The organism is Pseudomonas sp. WT-JTC (genome assembly GCF_056711565.1).
Map to the genome: position 1 here is coordinate 205,183 of NZ_CM160042.1, position 16,716 is coordinate 221,898.

The following is a 16,716-nucleotide window of genomic DNA, read 5'->3' on the forward strand; positions in this document are numbered from 1 at the left end:
GGATCAGGCAATATCAATCCGGCTGAAACGGCGACTCACTCAAGATCACCCCGGTCTCATCCACATAGCGCTGCCAATGTTCGATCAAGGCACTGAGCCTCTGCGGTTGGCTCGACGCCAGGTCATGAATCTCCCCCGGATCGTTGCCCAGGTCATACAGCTGCCAGGTCGCCGGCCCCACCGGCCCCGGGATGTACACAGCCTTCCATTGCCCCTGTCGAATCGCCCGCCGACCGAACAGTTCCCACCCGGTAACGGTGTGTTCGTCATGCACCTGCGCGGTCTCGCCCGACAGGAACCCAAGCCACGACTTCCCGCGAACTTCCGCCACGGGTTTGCCGTGCCATTGCTTGCCCGGATGGCGCACGCCGGCCAGGTCGAGAATGGTCGGCGTGATGTCCATCACGGTGCCGAAACCGTGGCTGATCTGTCCCTTGAGCGGCAGCCGCCGGTACGCGGATTCCGCCTTCGGTGGTGAAGGCCTTGAACAAGCGAGACGGCGCGGTCGCTACTTGCGCCCAATTCGGCCCGTACCAGACATAGGAATTGGCGCGGCCAATGTTGTCCAGGCTGTTGTCGTAATGCTGGTTGAGATAGGTCAGCAACTGCGGGCCGAATTTCGGGAACGCCTCCAGCAATGCCCCTTCGGCGCCGTTATCGGACATGAACAGGATGAAGGTGTTGTCCAGTTGCCCTTGCTGGCGCAGGTAGTCGACGACGCGGCCGATGTTCCAGTCCATGCGCTCGACCATCGCCGCATAAACCTCCATGGCGCGAGCGGAGATCTGCCGTTGTTCGTCGCTCAAGGCATCCCATTGGGCACTCAGCTGGATCAGCGGATGGGGTTCGACATCGGCCTCGATCAGCCCCAGTTTTTTGAGCTTTTCCAGGCGCTCGAGTCGCAGCACTTCAGGGCCGGCGTCATAGCGTCCGCGGTATTTTTCCACCACGTCGGCCGGCGCCTGCAACGGCCAGTGAGGTGCGGAAAATGGCAGGTAAGCGAAGAACGGCCGGGTCTGGTCACGCTCCTTGAGGTATTGCAGCAGCTTGTCGCCAAAGGCGTCGGATGAATAAAAATCCTTCGGCAGTTCGTCGATGAATTGGTCGTCTTCGATGTACAGCGCTGGCGTGGATTTCAGCAGCCGTGGCGTCGTTTCATCGTAGGTCGGCTCGAAGCCGTAATGGTTGGCCGCGCCGGGCAACAGCGAAAACGAACGCTCGAAACCCCGGGCGTGGGGCGCCAGTTCTGCGGTCAGGCCCAGGTGCCATTTGCCGCTCATCAACGTCTGGTAGCCCGCCTCGCGCAGCAGCTCGGGCAGGGCGACCACGCGGTCGTTAAGGTGCCCTTCGTAACCCGGTTTACCGATCAGGTCCGGGGTCAGGGCTTCGGCCATGGTACCGATGCCGGCGATGTGGTGGTCGGTGCCGGTCAGCAGCATCGAACGGGTCGGCGAGCAGGTCGGTGCGGTGTGAAAGTCGGTCAGGCGCAGGCCATTGTTGGCCAGCGCGTCGAGGTTCGGCGTGCTGATTTCGCCGCCGAAGGCGCCGAGGTCGGAGAAGCCGAGGTCATCGGCCAGGATCACTAGAAAGTTGGGGCGTTGCGGCATCAAGAATTTCCTTTCTCAGTAGGCAATGAAGGACAGCGGCAGATCGCGGACCTGCACCGGCACCGGGGGCTGGTAGTGATCGTCGCTGGTGAGCTCGTGAAGCAGTTCTTCGCGCAATTGGTGGAAGTCGAAGCTGCTGCGCTGGCGCGGATGGGGCAGGGCAATGTCGACCACTTGCTTGATCCGGCCCGGACGAGGCTCCATCACCACCACGCGGTCGGCGAGGAAGATCGCTTCCTCGACATCGTGGGTGACCAGCACGGTGGTGATGTTTGCCCGCGCGCGGATCGCCAGCAGTTCGTCCTGCATCTGCTGGCGGGTCAGCGCATCGAGGGCGCCGAAGGGCTCGTCCAGCAGCAGAATCCGTGGGCTGGCTACCAGGCCGCGAGCAATGGCCACGCGTTGCGCCATGCCGCCGGAGAGCTGGTGCGGATAGGCGCGGGCGAAGTCGCCGAGGCCCACCAGTTCGATGAAGTCATGGATACGCTTTTGCTTTTGCGCAGCGCTCAATGGTTCGTTGACCAGGCCCAGGCCGATGTTGTCGGCCACGCTCAGCCACGGGAACAAGCGGTGTTCCTGGAAGACGATGCCGCGCTCGCCGCCGATGCCCGTGACAGCTTTTCCGTCCACGCTGATCTGCCCGTGAAATTGCGTATCGAGGCCCACCAGCAGCCGCAGCAACGTGGATTTGCCGCAACCGCTGGAGCCGACGATGGCGACGAACTCGCCCTCGGCGATGTCCAGGTTGAATTCGCGAATGGCCTCCAGTTCGAAGCCATCGACGTCGAAGGTTTTGCCCACGTGATTGAAGCTGACAATCGGTGCGTTCATGCGTGTCTCCAGCGAGTGGCGCGGATTTCCAGGCGTTGGCCAATGAGATTGAGCAGGGCACCCGTGAGGCCCACCAGCAGCATGCCGGCCATGATCAGGTCCATGCGCAGCAGTTGCTGGGCGCCGATCATCTGGCTGCCGATGCCGCCGTTGGACGGCATGAAATATTCGGCGCCGATGGTGCCGAGCCAGGCGTAGATCAGGCTCAGCCTTAGCCCGGCGAAAATTCCCGGCGCGGCGCCCGGCAACACCAGTCGACCGAGGCGCTGACGCAGATTCAGGCGCAACACCTGCGCGGCCTCGTTCAATTGCGGTGACAGGTGGGCAACGCTGCGTTGGGTGGCGATAAACAGCGGGAAAAATGCGGCGAGGGCAACGAACACCCACTTGGCCAATTCGCCCAGGCCGAACCACGCGGTGAGCAACGGCACCCAGGCGAAAATGGCGATCTGGCGAATGGCGGCGAGGGTTGGGCCGAGCACCCGTTCACTGGTACGCGACAACCCCAGCAGCAGCCCCAATGCAAACCCCGACCCGCCACCGAGCAGCAACCCGCCAAGGGTTCGGCCCAGGCTCAGGGCCATGCCGCCAAGCAGTGTGCCGTCGAGCAAACCACTCCAAGTGGTCTGCAAGACCGCCAGCGGACTGACCAGAATGTTCGCGTCGATCCACTGCTGATCCGAGGCCAGTTGCCACAACGCCAGAAGCGCCAGTGGCAGCAGCCACGGTTGCAGGCGTTGCCAGCCTTGATAACGCGTTCCGCGACGGATTTCGGCGGTGGCGGGGTGCGGCCAGTGCACCAGTTTCCTGTCCAGCAGACCGATGCCGCGATCCATCGCCACACCGATCAAGCCGATCACCACAATGCACACGAATACGATGTCGAGCATGAACAACTGTCGTGCCCAGACCATCAGGTAACCGATGCCTTCGCTGGACGCGAGCAGTTCGACAGCGAGCAGCGAAGTCCAGCCGGCGGCCAGTGCGAGGCGCACACCGGCCATGAATGCCGGCAGTGCGGCAGGCAGCACCAGGCGTCGGATCAACAGGTGCCTGGGCAGGCGCAACACGGCGGCGGCTTCGCGCAGCCTTGGTTGCGCATCGCGCACGCCGACCAACGTATGCAGGGTCACCGGCACCACGATGGCCTTGATCAACACCACCAGCTTCAGCACTTCACCGATGCCGAAAAACACCATGAACAAAGGAATCCAGGCCAGGGTCGGGACTTGCGCCAACCCGGCGAAGGTTGGAAACACGAGGCGCTCCAGGCGACGACTGAAACCCAGTGCCGCCCCCAGGACAGCGCCTGCGCTGATCCCGGCCAGCAAGCCCCAGAGCAAGCGTTGCAGGCTGATCCACAAGTGGCTCCACAGCTCGCCTTGGGACAATTCAACGGCGCTGCTCCAGACCAGGGATGGAGCCGGCAGGATTTGCTCGCTCATCCAGTGATTGCGGCTGGCGAGCCACCAGAGGCTGAACAGGAGAGTTGGCAACAACCATGGCAACAGCCGATGGTTCAGGCTCGGCCAGCGCTGCTTGCTTTCAAGCGACGGCGCGGGCAATGGCAGGCTGAGCAGAGAAACACGGGCCATGGGTGACCTCCGTTGTCGGGTTGCAATACAGGCCTGCCTTTTGTGGGAGCGGGCTTGCTCGCGAAAGCGGTGTATCAGGCAGCCATGAAGCGACTGACACTCCCTTTTCGCGAGCAAGCCCGCTCCCACAGGTTTCTAGGCGTATGCAAAATTGATCTATAAAAATTAAAATCAATGCTATTGAGAGATAAGCGAGACCATTTAAGGCCTCCATAAGCCACTGCATCCAATGCATTCGAAGAATATTTTTGATGCTGCCAAGGCATACGCCGCGGAGAGGTCCGCAGGCGTTGATATAGATCTAAATGGTCTAAAAATGTGAATTTATAGTATTTAAGTGTTGGTTCCACTTCAGCCTACTTTCGGCTCCTCAACGCCCGTTGCCCAAGGAGCCGCACCCATGAACCTTCCCTTCAAGCGTGTCATCAGTCTGTTCGCCGCACCGGCCCTGGCGGGTCTGCTGGCCTTCACGGCCAACGCCAGTGAGCTCAAGGAAATCCGCATCGCCGTGCCGGACCTGAGTGCCGGTACCCAGCACTCAGGTGGCGGTGTTGTGGACGTACTGCGCGATCAACAGATCTTCGAAAAGGCCTTTGCCGAACAGGGCATCAAGATTCAGTGGAGCTTCTTCAAGGGCGCCGGCCCGGTGATCAACGAGGCGTTCGCCAACGGTCAGGTGGACCTGGCCTACCTCGGCGACCTGGCAGCCATCATCGGCAAGTCCAACGGCCTGGATACGCGGTTGCTCAGCGCCTCGGCGCGCGGGGTCAAGCATTACCTCGGCGTGGTGCCGGGTTCGGGGATCAAGACCCTGCAAGACCTCAAGGGCAAGCGCGTGGCAATCTTCCGTGGCACCGCCAGCCAGTTGTCCTTCGATGCGGCGCTGGCCAGCCAGGGGTTGAGCGAGAAGGACGTGAAAGTCATCAACCTCGACTTCAACGCCGCGGTCGCGGCGCTGGCGGCGAAGCAGATCGATGCCTCGTGGGGCGGTTCCGGGCTCACGGCTTTGCAGGCCAAGGGGCTGGCCGAATTGCCACTCAATACCAAGGATCTGGGGGGTGCTGGCAGTGTGCAGGCGGTGTTGGTGGGCACCGGGAAGTTTGTCGACGAGCACCCGGAGGCGGTCGCCACACTGCTCAAGGCCCAACAGCAAGCGGTGACGTGGCTGACCCAGGAAGGCAACAAGGACGCCTACATCCAGCTGGTGTCGGGGCTGGCGAGTTATCCGGCGGTGATCCTCACGCAGGATCTGAAGGATCAGAAACTGAGCGAGGTATTTCCCTCCACGCTTGACCCGGTGTTCCTTGGCAAGTTGCAGGATGCGGTGGATCTGGCTTCGCAGCAGAAGCTGATTCGCAAGTCGTTCAAGGTCAGTGATTGGGTGGCGCCGCAGTTGGCGGCTGCGAAACTTTGAATTTTTGTCGTCAATGCGGACGCTTTCGCGAGCAAGTCGGATCGCCGCACCGCCGCTCCCACATTGGATTTGCGTCGTACACAAATCCAATGTGGGAGCGGGCTTGCTCGCGAAGGGGCCCTAAACCGCAACGCTGATCTGCTGCCTGTCCACCGCCACCAATGTCTCGATCATCGCCCGCGCCGCCGGTGACAACCGGAACCCCGTGCGGCTGACAATCCCGCACCGCGCATTCATGCTCTCGATGTTCTGCGGCAGGTTGCGCCAGTGCAACAGCGCCAGCGACCCCTGGGCAACGTCCTCGATAAACGCCTCTTGCGTTCCCACGCCGATGGCGTTGGATTGCAGCACCACTTTCACCAGCGCCGGGAAATGTTCGGTCTCGATGGTGGGCGAAAAATCCACCCGGCCACTGAGGTTTGCCAGCAGTTTGCGAATGCCTGGCGGGATCTTCGTGGTCGCCAGCGGGTAATCGAACATGTCGTTGGTCGACAGGCTCTCCTTGGCCAGCAGCGGATGCCCGGGGCGGCAGAAAAACACGCCGCGCTTGGGCGTCAATGGCTGGGTCTGGAAGTTCGGATCGGACTCGAAATGGCGGATGTCGGCGATGAAGAATTCGATCTCTTCACGGCTCAGGGCACGGCTGAGTTTTTCCCAGTTATCCACCTCGAAACAGGTGCGCACTTTCGGGTGTGCATTGATGAATTGCGCCACCGCATCCGGTACCAGTTTCACCGCCGGCGCCGGGCCGCATCCAAAGCGCAGCTCACCGGCATCGAGCTTGGTCATCTGCGTCACTTCGGCACTGAGCAACGCCGCACCCTGCACCAGGCTGCGGGCGTGTTGCAGCACCACCAAGCCTTCGGGAGTGGGGCGCAAGTCCTTGTTGCCACGGTCCACCAGGACGCAGCCGAACTCCTGCTCCAGCCCCTGAATGCTGCGGCTGAAGGCCGGCTGGGTAATGCCCATGGCCTCGGCTGCGCGCACGAAACTGCGGTGTTCGTCGAGGGCGATGAAGTAACGCAACTGGCGAAGATCCATATGCTTTTCCGGCATCCTAAAAATAGCTCGAAGGCATTTGCGACGAGGGTTGACTGAGGTTTTAAATGCAACCTCTTATTCCGTCAACGAAGCATGTAGATATCTATTAGATCTAAATTGAATATAGATAGAGCAATGTTTCGCGGCCGGTTCAACCGCAAGCAGTCTGATGAGGGTCTACCCATGAGCAATGCCGCTTTCGCAGTACAACCCACTGTTCACGCGCTTGAGATCCACCCGGTGGCCGGTCGCATCGGTGCCGAAATCCGTGGTGTACAGCTTTCGGGCGAGCTGGATGCCGCCACTGTTGAAGCCATTCAACAGGCGCTGCTGCAATACAAAGTGATCTTCTTCCGCGAGCAGACCCAACTCGACGATCAGCGCCAGGAAGCGTTCGCCCACCTGCTCGGCGAACCGGTGGCGCACCCGACCGTACCGGTGCGCGAAGGCACGCGTTTTCTGCTGGAACTGGACGGTGCCGAAGGCCAGCGAGCCAGCTCCTGGCACACCGACGTGACCTTCGTCGAGGCCTACCCCAAAGCCTCGATCCTGCGTTCGGTGGTGGCCCCGGCTTTCGGCGGCGACACCCTGTGGGCCAACACCGCCACCGCCTACGACGGGTTGTCGGCGGAGCTGCGTGAGCTGGCCGACAAACTGGTCGCCGTGCACAGCAACGAATACGACTACGCCGGTACCCGGCCGGACGTCTCGGCCGAGAAGCTGGAGCGTTATCGCAAGATCTTCACCTCGACCGTCTACGAGACCGAGCACCCGGTGGTTCGCGTGCACCCGGTCAGCGGCGAGAAGAGCCTGTTGCTGGGGCATTTCGTCAAACGCATCAAGGGCTATTCCCAGGCTGATTCGGCGCACCTGTTCGGGTTGCTGCAAAGCCATGTGATTCGCCAGGAAAACATCGTGCGTTGGCGCTGGAAGGCGGGCGATGTGGCGATCTGGGATAACCGCTCCACACAGCATTACGCGGTGGATGACTACGGGACTCAGGACCGGATCGTGCGCCGGGTGACGCTCAAGGGTGAAGTGCCGGTGGGTGTGAATGGGCAGGTCAGTCAGACGGTGAAAGGGCCGGATATCGGCGGCGTCTGAGCCGACGCCTTCGCGAGCAAGCCCGCTCCCACAGGGGATCTCCAGTGTTCACACGGTCAGTGTGGGAGCGGGCTTGCTCGCGAAGGCGGCCTTTCAAGCAATAAAGAATTTCTTTTGATCGGGAACCCCGCCTTATGAGTCCGTTGCACTTCGCTCAAACCTCGTCACACCAACGGCTCAAACGCCTGCCTTTGGCCCTGCTGCTGGCAGGCAGCGCCGGTTGGACCCAAGGCTATGCGGCCGACAGCACCACCCCTGAAACCCCCTCCGCAAAAACCGCCACGGCTGACAATACGCAACTGGAAACCGTGACGGTCACTACGCGCCGCCGCGAAGAAAGTTCGCAGGATGTGCCGACGCCCATGAGCGTGGTCAGCGGCCAGACGCTGGAAGTCCAGCGGGTCTATCGCATCCAGGATTTGCAGCAACTGGTGCCCAGCGTCAACGTCGCCTACATGCATGCGCGCCAGTCCAGCGTGTCGATCCGTGGCCTGGGCAACAACCCGGCCAGCGATGGCCTGGAAGGCAGCGTCGGGTTGTACCTCGACAACGTTTACCTCGGCCGGCCGGGCATGGCGGTGTTCGACCTGATGGACATCGAGCAGCTCGAAGTGCTGCGCGGTCCGCAAGGCACCTTGTTCGGCAAGAACACCACCGCCGGCGTGATCAACATCAGCACCCGTGCGCCGACCTTTACCCCGGAGCGCAGCATCGAATCGTCGGTGGGCGAGGATGGTTATTTCCAGACCAAGGGCACGATTTCCGGGCCGCTGAACGACGAGCTGGCCGGACGTTTTTCTGCGTATCGCACCCGCAGCGACGGCGACATCAAGAACGAATTCGACGGCCATGACCTCAACGGTGGCTCGCGCGACGGCTTTCGCGCCCAGTTGCTTTTCAAGCCGAACGAAGCGTTCAACCTGCGCTGGATCGGCGACTACAACGAAGAAGACTCCAGCGCCGGCACCCGTGTGTTGTTCAACACCGGGCCGACCATCAATGGCATCAACCTTTACCAGCGCCGGGCCAATGCGGCGGGCGCGACACTGGTTGACGGTACGCACCGCAAGGTCAACCTGAACAACGACCAACACGTCACCGTGCACCAGGGCGGCACCTCGGTCGAGGCGAACTGGGCGCTGCCGAGTGACTTCACCCTGACGTCCATCAGCTCCTATCGCTGGTGGAACTTCACCCCGCGCAATGATGACGGCCTGAACGTGTCCGCCTTCTTCAACGCCGGCGTTTCGGTTGAGGACAAGCAGTATTCCCAGGAATTTCGCCTGGCGTCGCCCACCGGCGGATTCTTCGATTACGTGCTCGGCGCCTATTACTTCGGTTCCGACCTGGACAACAAATCCTTCACCTTCAACGGCCCGCAAGCGGACATCTGGAATGGCACCCCGAATGGTGCACTGAACAACGTCGACAGCATCGGCAACGGTCATATCGAAACCAACAGCTTCGCCCTTTTCGCCCAAGGCACCTGGCACCTGACCGAGCGCCTGGATTTCACCGCCGGCCTGCGCGGCACCTATGAGGAGAAAAACGCCCGGGTGACCCGTGATGCACCGGCCGGTGGTGTCGCGGTTACCGGTGCGGCGGCCGCGGCACGACGCGCTCGCGCAGGGGCCTTCGATTCCGGCGATCTGAACCAGTACAGCGCCAGTCCCTCGGGCCTGTTGAACCTCAGCTACCGCCTCACCGACGACCTGCTCACCTATGCCACGTTGTCCCATGGCGAAAAATCCGGTGGGGTCAATCTGGCTGTCGGTACGGCGCTTGTGGCTGGCCCCGATTCGCTGTTGATCGGTACCGAGCGCGCCAACAACGCCGAACTCGGTTTCAAGAGCACCCTGTGGGACCGTCGCCTGCTACTGAATGCCAACGTGTTCTGGACCCAGGTCAACGGCTATCAGACCAACGCCTTCGACGAGGTCAATCGTGTGCAGTTCCTGACCAACGCCGGCTCGGTGCGCTCCCGTGGCGTGGAACTGGAAAGCACCCTGATCCCGTTGCGCGGCCTGACGCTGAACATCAACGGCTCGTACAACGACGTCAGCTACCTCTCGTACAAGGATGCGCCGTGCCCGCCGGAAGTCAGCCTGGCGCCGGGCGCTCCAGCGTCCTGCGACCTCACCGGACACCAAGTGGTGGGTGCTTCGAAATGGATCGGCAACGCCAACGGAGAATACAAGTGGAACCTGAGCAACGGCTTCGAAGAGTACGTCACCGCCAGCTACGCGTTCCGCTCCAAAGCGGTGGGCACGGTGGAAGATTCCGACTTCGGCCAGATCCCGAGTTATGCGCTGGTCAACCTGTCCACCGGCCTGCGCGGCGACTTCAACCAGGGGCAGTGGGACGTTTCGTTGTGGCTGAAAAACGCCTTCGACAAAACCTACTACACGACGCTATGGGCGGCCGCGAACGGCGGTTATGAAGGCCTGCTCGGAACGCCACGAACGCTGGGCGTGACCGGCCGATACGACTTCTGACGGTGAAAAAGCATGCCTTGAATGAATATTTTCAATGCAGGCAAGGCATCGGTTTTTCGCCATCGGGCCAGAGCCCTTGGATAGCGGGCTCTGGCGCTGAGCGACGGGTTTTGTATATGCGTTATCGGTCTAAATAAATCATTAAAAATTACTTTAAGGACTAAGCGTTCCAGCCAATGATTTCTCCACCGGGATGTCGTCGGGGGGATGTTCACACGATGTTTCGGGTTATCCGCAAAGAGACCGCAGGGAGTGAAGCAATGGGCAATGTCCAGACCGCCGTCAGTGCACATGAAGTGCTGTGGCGCCAGGCACCCGGTGGTGAATTGGTCGACCTCGGTCGACCGCACCGGGTGCCCTTGGGCCAGTTGCGTTTGCAGCGCGCGCCCAAGGGCATCTTGAGTCGACGGGAGACGATCCTGCTCGGTGTGTTGGCGTTGCTGGTGCATAGCGCGGTGATTTACTGGGTCAATCAACAGCCGACCACGGTGTTGCCTGTCGTGCCGCCGCAGATTCCGCCGATGACCATCGAGTTCTCGCGTCCGGCGCCACCGGTGGTTGCGCCTGTGCCACCGCAACCCGTGCAGCCAGTGGTTGAGCCGCCACCACCGGTGGAAGACGAACTGGCCGTGAAGCCTCCTCCACCGAAGCCGGTACCCAAGCCCAAGCCAGTTGCCAAACCGGTAGCGAAACCAGCGCCAAAGGCTGTTGAGCAACCCCCCGCGCCACCGCAACCGGCAGCGCCCGTCGCGGCTCCGGCGCCACCTGCACCGCCGGCGCCCGCGCCTGTGACACCGGCCTCCGCCACTGCCGGCTACTTGAAAAACCCGGCACCGGAATACCCGTCGCTGGCCCAGCGTCGCGGTTGGGAAGGCACGGTGCTGTTGCGCGTGCATGTGTTGGCCAGCGGCAAGCCCGGCGAGATCCAGATCCAGAAAAGCAGCGGTCGCGATGCGCTGGACGAAGCAGCGCTGAACGCGGTGAAACGCTGGAGTTTCGTGCCAGCCAAACAAGGCGATGTCGCCCAGGACGGCTGGGTCAGCGTGCCCATCGATTTCAAGATTCATTAAACCGAAACCAAATTCGCGCGAAACGTTTACACGAGGAATACACCATGACGTTACTGGCATCTCCACTTGAATCCATCGAAAGCGCGGTGATCTGGCTGCTGGTGGTTTTTTCCGTCGCGACCTGGGGTTTGGCATTGCTCAAGGGCGTGCAGTTCGGTCGCCTCAAGGCACAGGATCGAAAGTTTCATCAACAGTTCTGGGCTGCTTCGAGTCTCGACTCGGCGGCCGAGCTGAGCGAAACCCGGCCCGGAGCGGCAGCTCGGGTTGCGCAGGCCGGTTATGCGGCAATCCAGGTGGGCGAGGCGCCGCAGGCGGCGGACCTGAGTCAGGCGATCAATCATCAGGATCGTCTGGAGCGTGCCTTGCGCCAGCAGATCGTGCGCGAGCGCCGGTCGCTGGAAACCGGGTTGGCGGTGCTCGCGAGCATTGGCAGCACCTCGCCGTTCATTGGTTTGTTCGGCACGGTGTGGGGAATCATGGAAGCGTTGAAGGGCATCAGCGCGGCGGGCTCGGCCAGCCTGGAAACGGTCGCCGGGCCCATTGGCGCGGCACTGGTCGCCACTGGTGTGGGGATCGCCGTCGCGGTGCCGGCGGTGCTGGTTTACAACTATTTTTTGCGCCGTTTGAAACTGACGGCGGCGGACCTGGATGACTTCGCCCATGACTTCTACAGCCTGGCGCAGAAGAGTTCGTTCCGCGTGCTGATCCACCCGACGGCGCACAAGGCGGCAGCCCAGGGCAACGTGCAGAAAGTGAAGGAGGCGTCCTGATATGGCCTTCTCCACGCAAGACACTGACGAGGTGCTCAGTGAGATCAACGTGACGCCACTGGTGGATGTGATGCTGGTGTTGCTGGTGGTGTTCATCGTCACCGCACCGCTGCTGACCAACGCGATTCCGATCAACCTGCCCAAGACCGAGGCGGTAGCGCCGGTGGAGCAGAAAGACCCGTTGGTGGTGAGCATCGACGGTGCCGGCAAACTGTTTATCAACAAGGACGAGATACAGTCGGATCTGCTGGAGTTCAACCTCAAGTCGGCGAAGGCCAGGGACCCCGAGGTGCGCGTGCAGTTGCAGGCGGACGATGGTGTGAATTACGGCGAAGTGGCGCGGGCCATGGCGTCGATCGAGCGGGCCGGGATCACCAAACTATCGGTGATCACTGCGCGTTAACGGATTTTCGTTTTCCGGGGCCGTCTCCTTGGCAGGGTGCGGCCCCTTTTTTTTGCCTCGATTTTCGCAACGCCGCAGTACCCCTGTGGGAGCGGGCTTGCTCGCGAATGCAGAGTGTCAGACGACAAGGATGTTGGATCTGATGGCCCCTTCGCGAGCAAGCCCGCTCCCACATTAGGCCGAGTTTAATATGCCATATAGGTCTTAATAAATAGCTTCTTATTCCTTAACGAATATATCTCGCCTCCCTATACTCGACCGGGAACAGACACGCAGGAGAGCTTCCCCATGCGCAACGAATCAATTCGCTACCTGATTGTGCCGGGCTGGCAAGGATCGCCAGAAGATCATTGGCAAAGCCACTGGCAGAACAGCCTGCCGAACAGCGCGCGGGTGGAGCAGGCCGACTGGCTGACGCCACGCCGTGAAGACTGGGTTGCGGCGCTGGCCGAGGCGATTGCCGCCGACAGCACGCCGGTCATCCTGATCGCCCATAGCCTGGGTTGCATCACCGTTGCTCACTGGGCGGCCACCGCGCCTGTGCAGTTTTTGCGTCAGGTGCGCGGTGCCTTGCTGGTCGCGCCGGCGGACGTCGAACGCCCGGCCTGCGCGCCGGCATTGCGTAACTTCGCACCGATCCCGACGGACCTGCTGCCATTCCCGAGCCAGGTTGTCAGCTCTGACAATGACAGCGCCGTCAGCGCACCGCGAGCCTTGCAACTGGCGCGCAACTGGGGCGCCGAGGCGGGGATTCTGGCGGGGGCGGGGCATATCAACGTGAAGTCCGGTCACCAGCGCTGGGAGCAGGGTTTTGCCTATCTCTATCGCCTGCAAAACCGCATGGAACACCACGCCCTGCGCCGCGCTTGAACACTTTATTTATTTAACGCCCCCGTCTCCCGGCGGTTTTGGGCGGGAGTCTGCCATGAGCTTTGAAACCTTCGGCCAGCCGCTGCTGACCTTTCCCGATGCTGAAAAAAGTCCCCTGAGCATCCGCGCCAAGGCGCTGGTGTTTGTCGATCCGCGTTCACGGCAATTACGCGAAGACCTTGAGCAACTGGCCACGCGTTCAGTGTCAGTGCTGATCCGCGGCGAAACCGGCACCGGCAAGGAATTGCTGGCCCGCCATATCCATCGCGCCAGTGATCGCGGCGGGTTATTCGTGTCGGTCAACTGCGGCGCCATCAGCCCGACTTACGCCGACGCCGAGCTGTTTGGCTACGCCGCGGGCAACTACAGCGGTTCAGCGAGCAGTCGTGCCGGGTGGTTCGGCTCGGCCAACGGCGGCACGCTGTACCTGGACGAAATCGGCGACCTGCCGCTGCCGATCCAGATCAAACTGCTCGCCGCCCTGGAGAACCACGAAGTCACCCGTGTCGGCGCTCATCAGCCGAGCCCGGTGGATGTGCGCCTGGTGGCGGCCACCAGCATCGATCTGGCCCAGGCGGTTGCCGCCGGAAAATTCCATGAGCGGCTCTATCACTACCTCAGCGAAGGCCCGCTCGAACTGCCGGCACTGCGCGAGCGGGTGGGGGATATCCTCTCGCTGGCGGAGTACTTCCTCGGCATCTACAGCCAACGCCTGGAGCTGCCGGTACCGCTGATCAGCGAGGCTGCGCAACGCGTGCTGGAACGTCACCGCTGGCCGGGCAATACCCGGGAGCTGGAAAACGTCATCCACTTTGCGCTGTTGGTGAGTACCGGCGACGAGATCTTGCCAGAGCATTTGAATTTGCCTGATGAAGGTCTGGGACAGATCGAACGGCAGCTCAAGCAGATTCTTGGCAACGGTTCCGATGCCGAAAAAGACGCCTTGAAACAAATACTTAAAGGCACCGGCCTCCTGTAGGAGCGAGCCTGCTCGCGATGGTCGTCAACGATGACGCGGGTTTCCTGAATGCCCGCGTTGTCCTGGCGACCATCGCGAGCGGGCTCGCTCCTACAGGGTAAGGTGCGGGTTAGAGCTGTATGAACAAAATGGAATATGAAGCTGAATAAACGTTATTGTTCGGGAATAAAAAATCCCGGTATTGTCCGCTTCACGCCAGCGATAGCACTTCACTGGCACTCTCATTTTCAAGCCGTCGCCACAAGCGATTGCGATTTTCGATAAGGACACTGCATGAAAAAGGTTCTGTTGTTCACCGCGCTGGCGGCTGCCCTGACTGCGGGCCTGGCCCAGGCTGGCGAGAAACTGGTGGTTGCGGCAACCCCGGTTCCACACGCCGAGATTCTTGAGCTGATCAAGCCAACCCTCGCCAAAGAAGGCGTGGACCTGGAAATCAAAGTCTTCACCGACTACGTTCAGCCGAACGTACAGGTCGACCAGAAGCGCCTGGACGCCAACTACTTCCAGACCCTGCCGTACCTCAAGAGCTTCAACGAAGGTAAAGGCACCCACCTGGAAACCGTGATCGGTGTGCACGTCGAACCCTTCGGCGGCTACTCGAAGAAAGTCAAAACCCTGGCTGAGCTGAAAGACGGCGCGACCATCGCCATCCCGAACGAAGGCAGCAACAGCGGCCGTGCCCTGATCCTGCTGCAGAAGGCTGGCCTGATCGAGCTCAAAGACCCGAAAAACGCCCTGGCCACGCCAAAAGACATCGCCAAGAACCCGCACAACTTCAAGTTCAAGGAGCTTGAATCGGCCATGCTGCCGCGCGTGCTGGATCAAGTTGACCTGGACATGATCAACACCAACTACGCGCTGGAAGCGGGTCTGAACCCGGCTAAAGACGCGCTGGTGATCGAAGGCGCCGATTCGCCTTACGTGAACTTCCTGGTGGCCCGTCCGGACAACAAGGACAGCGTTGCCATCCAGAAACTGGCCAAGGCCCTGACCAGCCCGGAAGTGAAAGCTTTCATCGAGAAGAAGTACAGCGGCGCGGTACTGCCAGCGTTCTGATTCGCGAAGTAAACCCCTTCAAGGTTTCAAACGCCGACAGCTAGCAATAGCGTCGGCGTTTTTTTTGCCTGTGCACATTGCGTGTGGGAGCGAGCCTGCTCGCGAAGAGGGAGTATCAGTCGACACGCAAGGGAAAACAGACGTCTTCCATCTCCCGGCAAATTACGCGCCGTTCAATCCGGCCAATACCATGCGGGTTCATCCAGCATGCGCTGGCCGACAATTGCGGTCTGGCCAAGATTTTTCTCCAGCACGATGCAGTTGCAGTCGGGGTCCTGCTGCAAGGCCGAAATCAACCGCCGGGCATGGGACACCACCCACACCTGGCACTGCCCGGAGGCGCGGATGATCAAGCGCGCCAGTGCCGGCAGCAGGTCCGGATGCAGGCTGGTTTCCGGTTCGTTCAGCACCATCAATGTCGGCGGCCGTGGCGTCAGCAGCGCCGCGACCAACAGCAAATAGCGCAACGTCCCGTCCGACAACTCGGCGGCCGACAGCGGCCGCAACAATCCTTCCTGAAAGAATTCGATGGCGAAGCGCCCACCCGGCAGTGGTTCGATGTGCAGTCGTGCACCGGGAAACGCGTCGCTGATCGCAGCCCGCAACGCCTCGGGATCACCTATTTCGATGATCGTCTGCAAGGCCGCCGCCAGATCGCGCCCGTCGTGATGCAGCACCGGCGTGCGGGTGCCCAGTTGCGGTTGACGGGCCGGCGCGTCGGCATCGCTGCGAAAGTGATCGTAAAAGCGCCAGCGACGGATGAACTCGCGCATCTCCAGCACTTCCGGGGAACTGCGCAGATTGCCGACCTGATCGAACAGGCTGTCGAACGTCGGTGTATGTTGCGCCAGCACGTCCCAGCGACGATCGGCGCGGGCACGGATCATCGGGCCTTCACGATCGACCAGCAGACTGGCCGGGCGATAGAACGCGCCTGCCCACAGGCATTCGCGTTTGATCTGCGGGTCGAGGCTGAAATAAGAAGGTATCGGCGTGCTGCACCCGGGCAGCATGAAATGGCCATTGGAATCGGGCAGGCCGAGGCTGATCGAGTAGCCGAAATCCTCTCCCGCAAACCCCAGGCGCAGGCGTTTGACGCCTTGGCGCACGCTGGGCTCGATGGCGACTTCGCCGGTGCGCATGCGCCGGGAGAGGGTTTCCGGGCCGGCCCAGAAGGTTGAATCCAGCCCGCCTTCACGGGCCAGGGCATTGACCACCCCGCCGTGGGCGGTTTCCGCCAGCAGGCGCAGCGCACGGTACAGGTTGGATTTGCCGCTGCCGTTGGGCCCGGTGATCAGATTCAGTCGGCCCAGCGGGATCACCAGTTTGTTGATAGAACGGTAATTGGCCACCGCGAGAGTGTTGAGCATATGGGTTCCTGAGAGGGTCGACCGGGACTCATTGTCAGGCATGCGCAGGCGTCTATGGCAAGTGTTTCAGGGGCAAGGCAGTGCGAATTCTTTCTTCATAAGACGCACGTG

Annotated in this window: 13 protein-coding genes and 1 pseudogene; 9 read left to right on the forward strand and 5 right to left on the reverse strand. The window is 61.4% G+C overall.

All coding sequences use genetic code 11. From position 1 onward, the window contains the following. Positions 1 to 13: 13 nt before the first annotated feature. The 3 genes and pseudogenes from AC06G5_RS00890 to AC06G5_RS00900 all read right to left on the reverse strand — a co-directional run bounded on the left by AC06G5_RS00890 (position 14) and on the right by AC06G5_RS00900 (position 4,033). A pseudogene (locus tag AC06G5_RS00890) lies at positions 14 to 1,607 on the reverse strand (arylsulfatase). A 15-nt stretch (positions 1,608 to 1,622) separates the two neighbouring features. Beyond that, positions 1,623 to 2,438 (reverse strand): ABC transporter ATP-binding protein, encoded by an 816-nt coding sequence (locus tag AC06G5_RS00895; RefSeq protein ID WP_480458852.1) that lies wholly within the window; start codon positions 2,436 to 2,438, stop codon positions 1,623 to 1,625. Continuing rightward, positions 2,435 to 4,033 (reverse strand): ABC transporter permease, encoded by a 1,599-nt coding sequence (locus AC06G5_RS00900; protein ID WP_413428383.1) that lies wholly within the window; start codon positions 4,031 to 4,033, stop codon positions 2,435 to 2,437. The genes AC06G5_RS00895 and AC06G5_RS00900 overlap by 4 nt, the downstream gene beginning before the upstream one ends. Before the next feature lie 400 nt (positions 4,034 to 4,433). On the opposite strand from AC06G5_RS00900, the gene AC06G5_RS00905 reads away from it, so the two are divergent. Continuing rightward, positions 4,434 to 5,447 (forward strand): ABC transporter substrate-binding protein, encoded by a 1,014-nt coding sequence (locus AC06G5_RS00905; RefSeq protein WP_480458855.1) that lies wholly within the window; start codon positions 4,434 to 4,436, stop codon positions 5,445 to 5,447. Between the two features lie 120 nt (positions 5,448 to 5,567). Here the strand turns inward: AC06G5_RS00905 and AC06G5_RS00910 are convergent, their stop codons facing one another. Further along, positions 5,568 to 6,488: a LysR family transcriptional regulator gene (locus AC06G5_RS00910; RefSeq protein ID WP_413428381.1), complete on the reverse strand. Its 921-nt coding sequence runs from the start codon at positions 6,486 to 6,488 to the stop codon at positions 5,568 to 5,570. 183 nt (positions 6,489 to 6,671) lie between these two features. Here AC06G5_RS00910 and AC06G5_RS00915 point away from each other — a divergent pair, with 183 nt between their 5' ends. From AC06G5_RS00915 to AC06G5_RS00950, 8 genes are all read left to right on the forward strand, one after another. Next, a complete protein-coding gene (locus AC06G5_RS00915; RefSeq protein WP_413428380.1) occupies positions 6,672 to 7,592 on the forward strand; it encodes a TauD/TfdA dioxygenase family protein in 921 nt (306 codons plus the stop codon). Positions 7,593 to 7,726: 134 nt separating this feature from the next. Further along, on the forward strand, positions 7,727 to 10,087 hold the full coding sequence (locus AC06G5_RS00920; RefSeq protein WP_413428379.1) for a TonB-dependent receptor: 2,361 nt from the start codon (positions 7,727 to 7,729) through the stop codon (positions 10,085 to 10,087). A gap of 260 nt (positions 10,088 to 10,347) precedes the next feature. Beyond that, entirely contained in the window at positions 10,348 to 11,157 is an 810-nt protein-coding gene (locus AC06G5_RS00925) for an energy transducer TonB (protein WP_480458858.1), read from the forward strand. A gap of 44 nt (positions 11,158 to 11,201) precedes the next feature. Then, positions 11,202 to 11,927: a MotA/TolQ/ExbB proton channel family protein gene (locus tag AC06G5_RS00930; protein WP_413428911.1), complete on the forward strand. Its 726-nt coding sequence runs from the start codon at positions 11,202 to 11,204 to the stop codon at positions 11,925 to 11,927. A 1-nt stretch (position 11,928) separates the two neighbouring features. Continuing rightward, positions 11,929 to 12,330, forward strand: a complete 402-nt coding sequence (locus tag AC06G5_RS00935; RefSeq protein WP_480458861.1) for an ExbD/TolR family protein — start codon at positions 11,929 to 11,931, stop codon at positions 12,328 to 12,330. 288 nt (positions 12,331 to 12,618) lie between these two features. Continuing rightward, complete coding sequence (locus AC06G5_RS00940; protein ID WP_057399169.1) at positions 12,619 to 13,200, forward strand: alpha/beta hydrolase; 582 nt, start codon at positions 12,619 to 12,621, stop codon at positions 13,198 to 13,200. Positions 13,201 to 13,255: 55 nt separating this feature from the next. After that, positions 13,256 to 14,179, forward strand: a complete 924-nt coding sequence (locus AC06G5_RS00945; protein ID WP_480458863.1) for a sigma 54-interacting transcriptional regulator — start codon at positions 13,256 to 13,258, stop codon at positions 14,177 to 14,179. A 273-nt stretch (positions 14,180 to 14,452) separates the two neighbouring features. After that, a complete protein-coding gene (locus AC06G5_RS00950) occupies positions 14,453 to 15,235 on the forward strand; it encodes a MetQ/NlpA family ABC transporter substrate-binding protein (protein WP_007972924.1) in 783 nt (260 codons plus the stop codon). A gap of 173 nt (positions 15,236 to 15,408) precedes the next feature. On the opposite strand, the gene AC06G5_RS00955 is transcribed toward AC06G5_RS00950, so the two are convergent. After that, positions 15,409 to 16,605 carry an AAA family ATPase gene (locus AC06G5_RS00955; protein WP_413425081.1) on the reverse strand — a complete coding sequence of 399 codons (1,197 nt, stop codon included), beginning with the start codon at positions 16,603 to 16,605 and terminating at the stop codon, positions 15,409 to 15,411. Between the last annotated feature and the right edge of the window lie 111 nt (positions 16,606 to 16,716).

Bases quoted from the DNA above. Each gene is read 5' to 3' on its own strand.
- AC06G5_RS00900 (WP_413428383.1), bottom strand. From the start codon at position 4,033: ATGGCCCGTGTTTCTCTGCTCAGCCTGCCATTGCCCGCGCCGTCGCTT.
- AC06G5_RS00895 (WP_480458852.1), bottom strand. From the start codon at position 2,438: ATGAACGCACCGATTGTCAGCTTCAATCACGTGGGCAAAACCTTCGAC.
- AC06G5_RS00915 (WP_413428380.1), top strand. From the start codon at position 6,672: ATGAGCAATGCCGCTTTCGCAGTACAACCCACTGTTCACGCGCTTGAG.
- AC06G5_RS00920 (WP_413428379.1), top strand. From the start codon at position 7,727: ATGAGTCCGTTGCACTTCGCTCAAACCTCGTCACACCAACGGCTCAAA.
- AC06G5_RS00935 (WP_480458861.1), top strand. From the start codon at position 11,929: ATGGCCTTCTCCACGCAAGACACTGACGAGGTGCTCAGTGAGATCAAC.
- AC06G5_RS00925 (WP_480458858.1), top strand. From the start codon at position 10,348: ATGGGCAATGTCCAGACCGCCGTCAGTGCACATGAAGTGCTGTGGCGC.
- AC06G5_RS00945 (WP_480458863.1), top strand. From the start codon at position 13,256: ATGAGCTTTGAAACCTTCGGCCAGCCGCTGCTGACCTTTCCCGATGCT.
- AC06G5_RS00910 (WP_413428381.1), bottom strand. From the start codon at position 6,488: ATGGATCTTCGCCAGTTGCGTTACTTCATCGCCCTCGACGAACACCGC.
- AC06G5_RS00950 (WP_007972924.1), top strand. From the start codon at position 14,453: ATGAAAAAGGTTCTGTTGTTCACCGCGCTGGCGGCTGCCCTGACTGCG.
- AC06G5_RS00930 (WP_413428911.1), top strand. From the start codon at position 11,202: ATGACGTTACTGGCATCTCCACTTGAATCCATCGAAAGCGCGGTGATC.
- AC06G5_RS00905 (WP_480458855.1), top strand. From the start codon at position 4,434: ATGAACCTTCCCTTCAAGCGTGTCATCAGTCTGTTCGCCGCACCGGCC.
- AC06G5_RS00955 (WP_413425081.1), bottom strand. From the start codon at position 16,605: ATGCTCAACACTCTCGCGGTGGCCAATTACCGTTCTATCAACAAACTG.
- AC06G5_RS00940 (WP_057399169.1), top strand. From the start codon at position 12,619: ATGCGCAACGAATCAATTCGCTACCTGATTGTGCCGGGCTGGCAAGGA.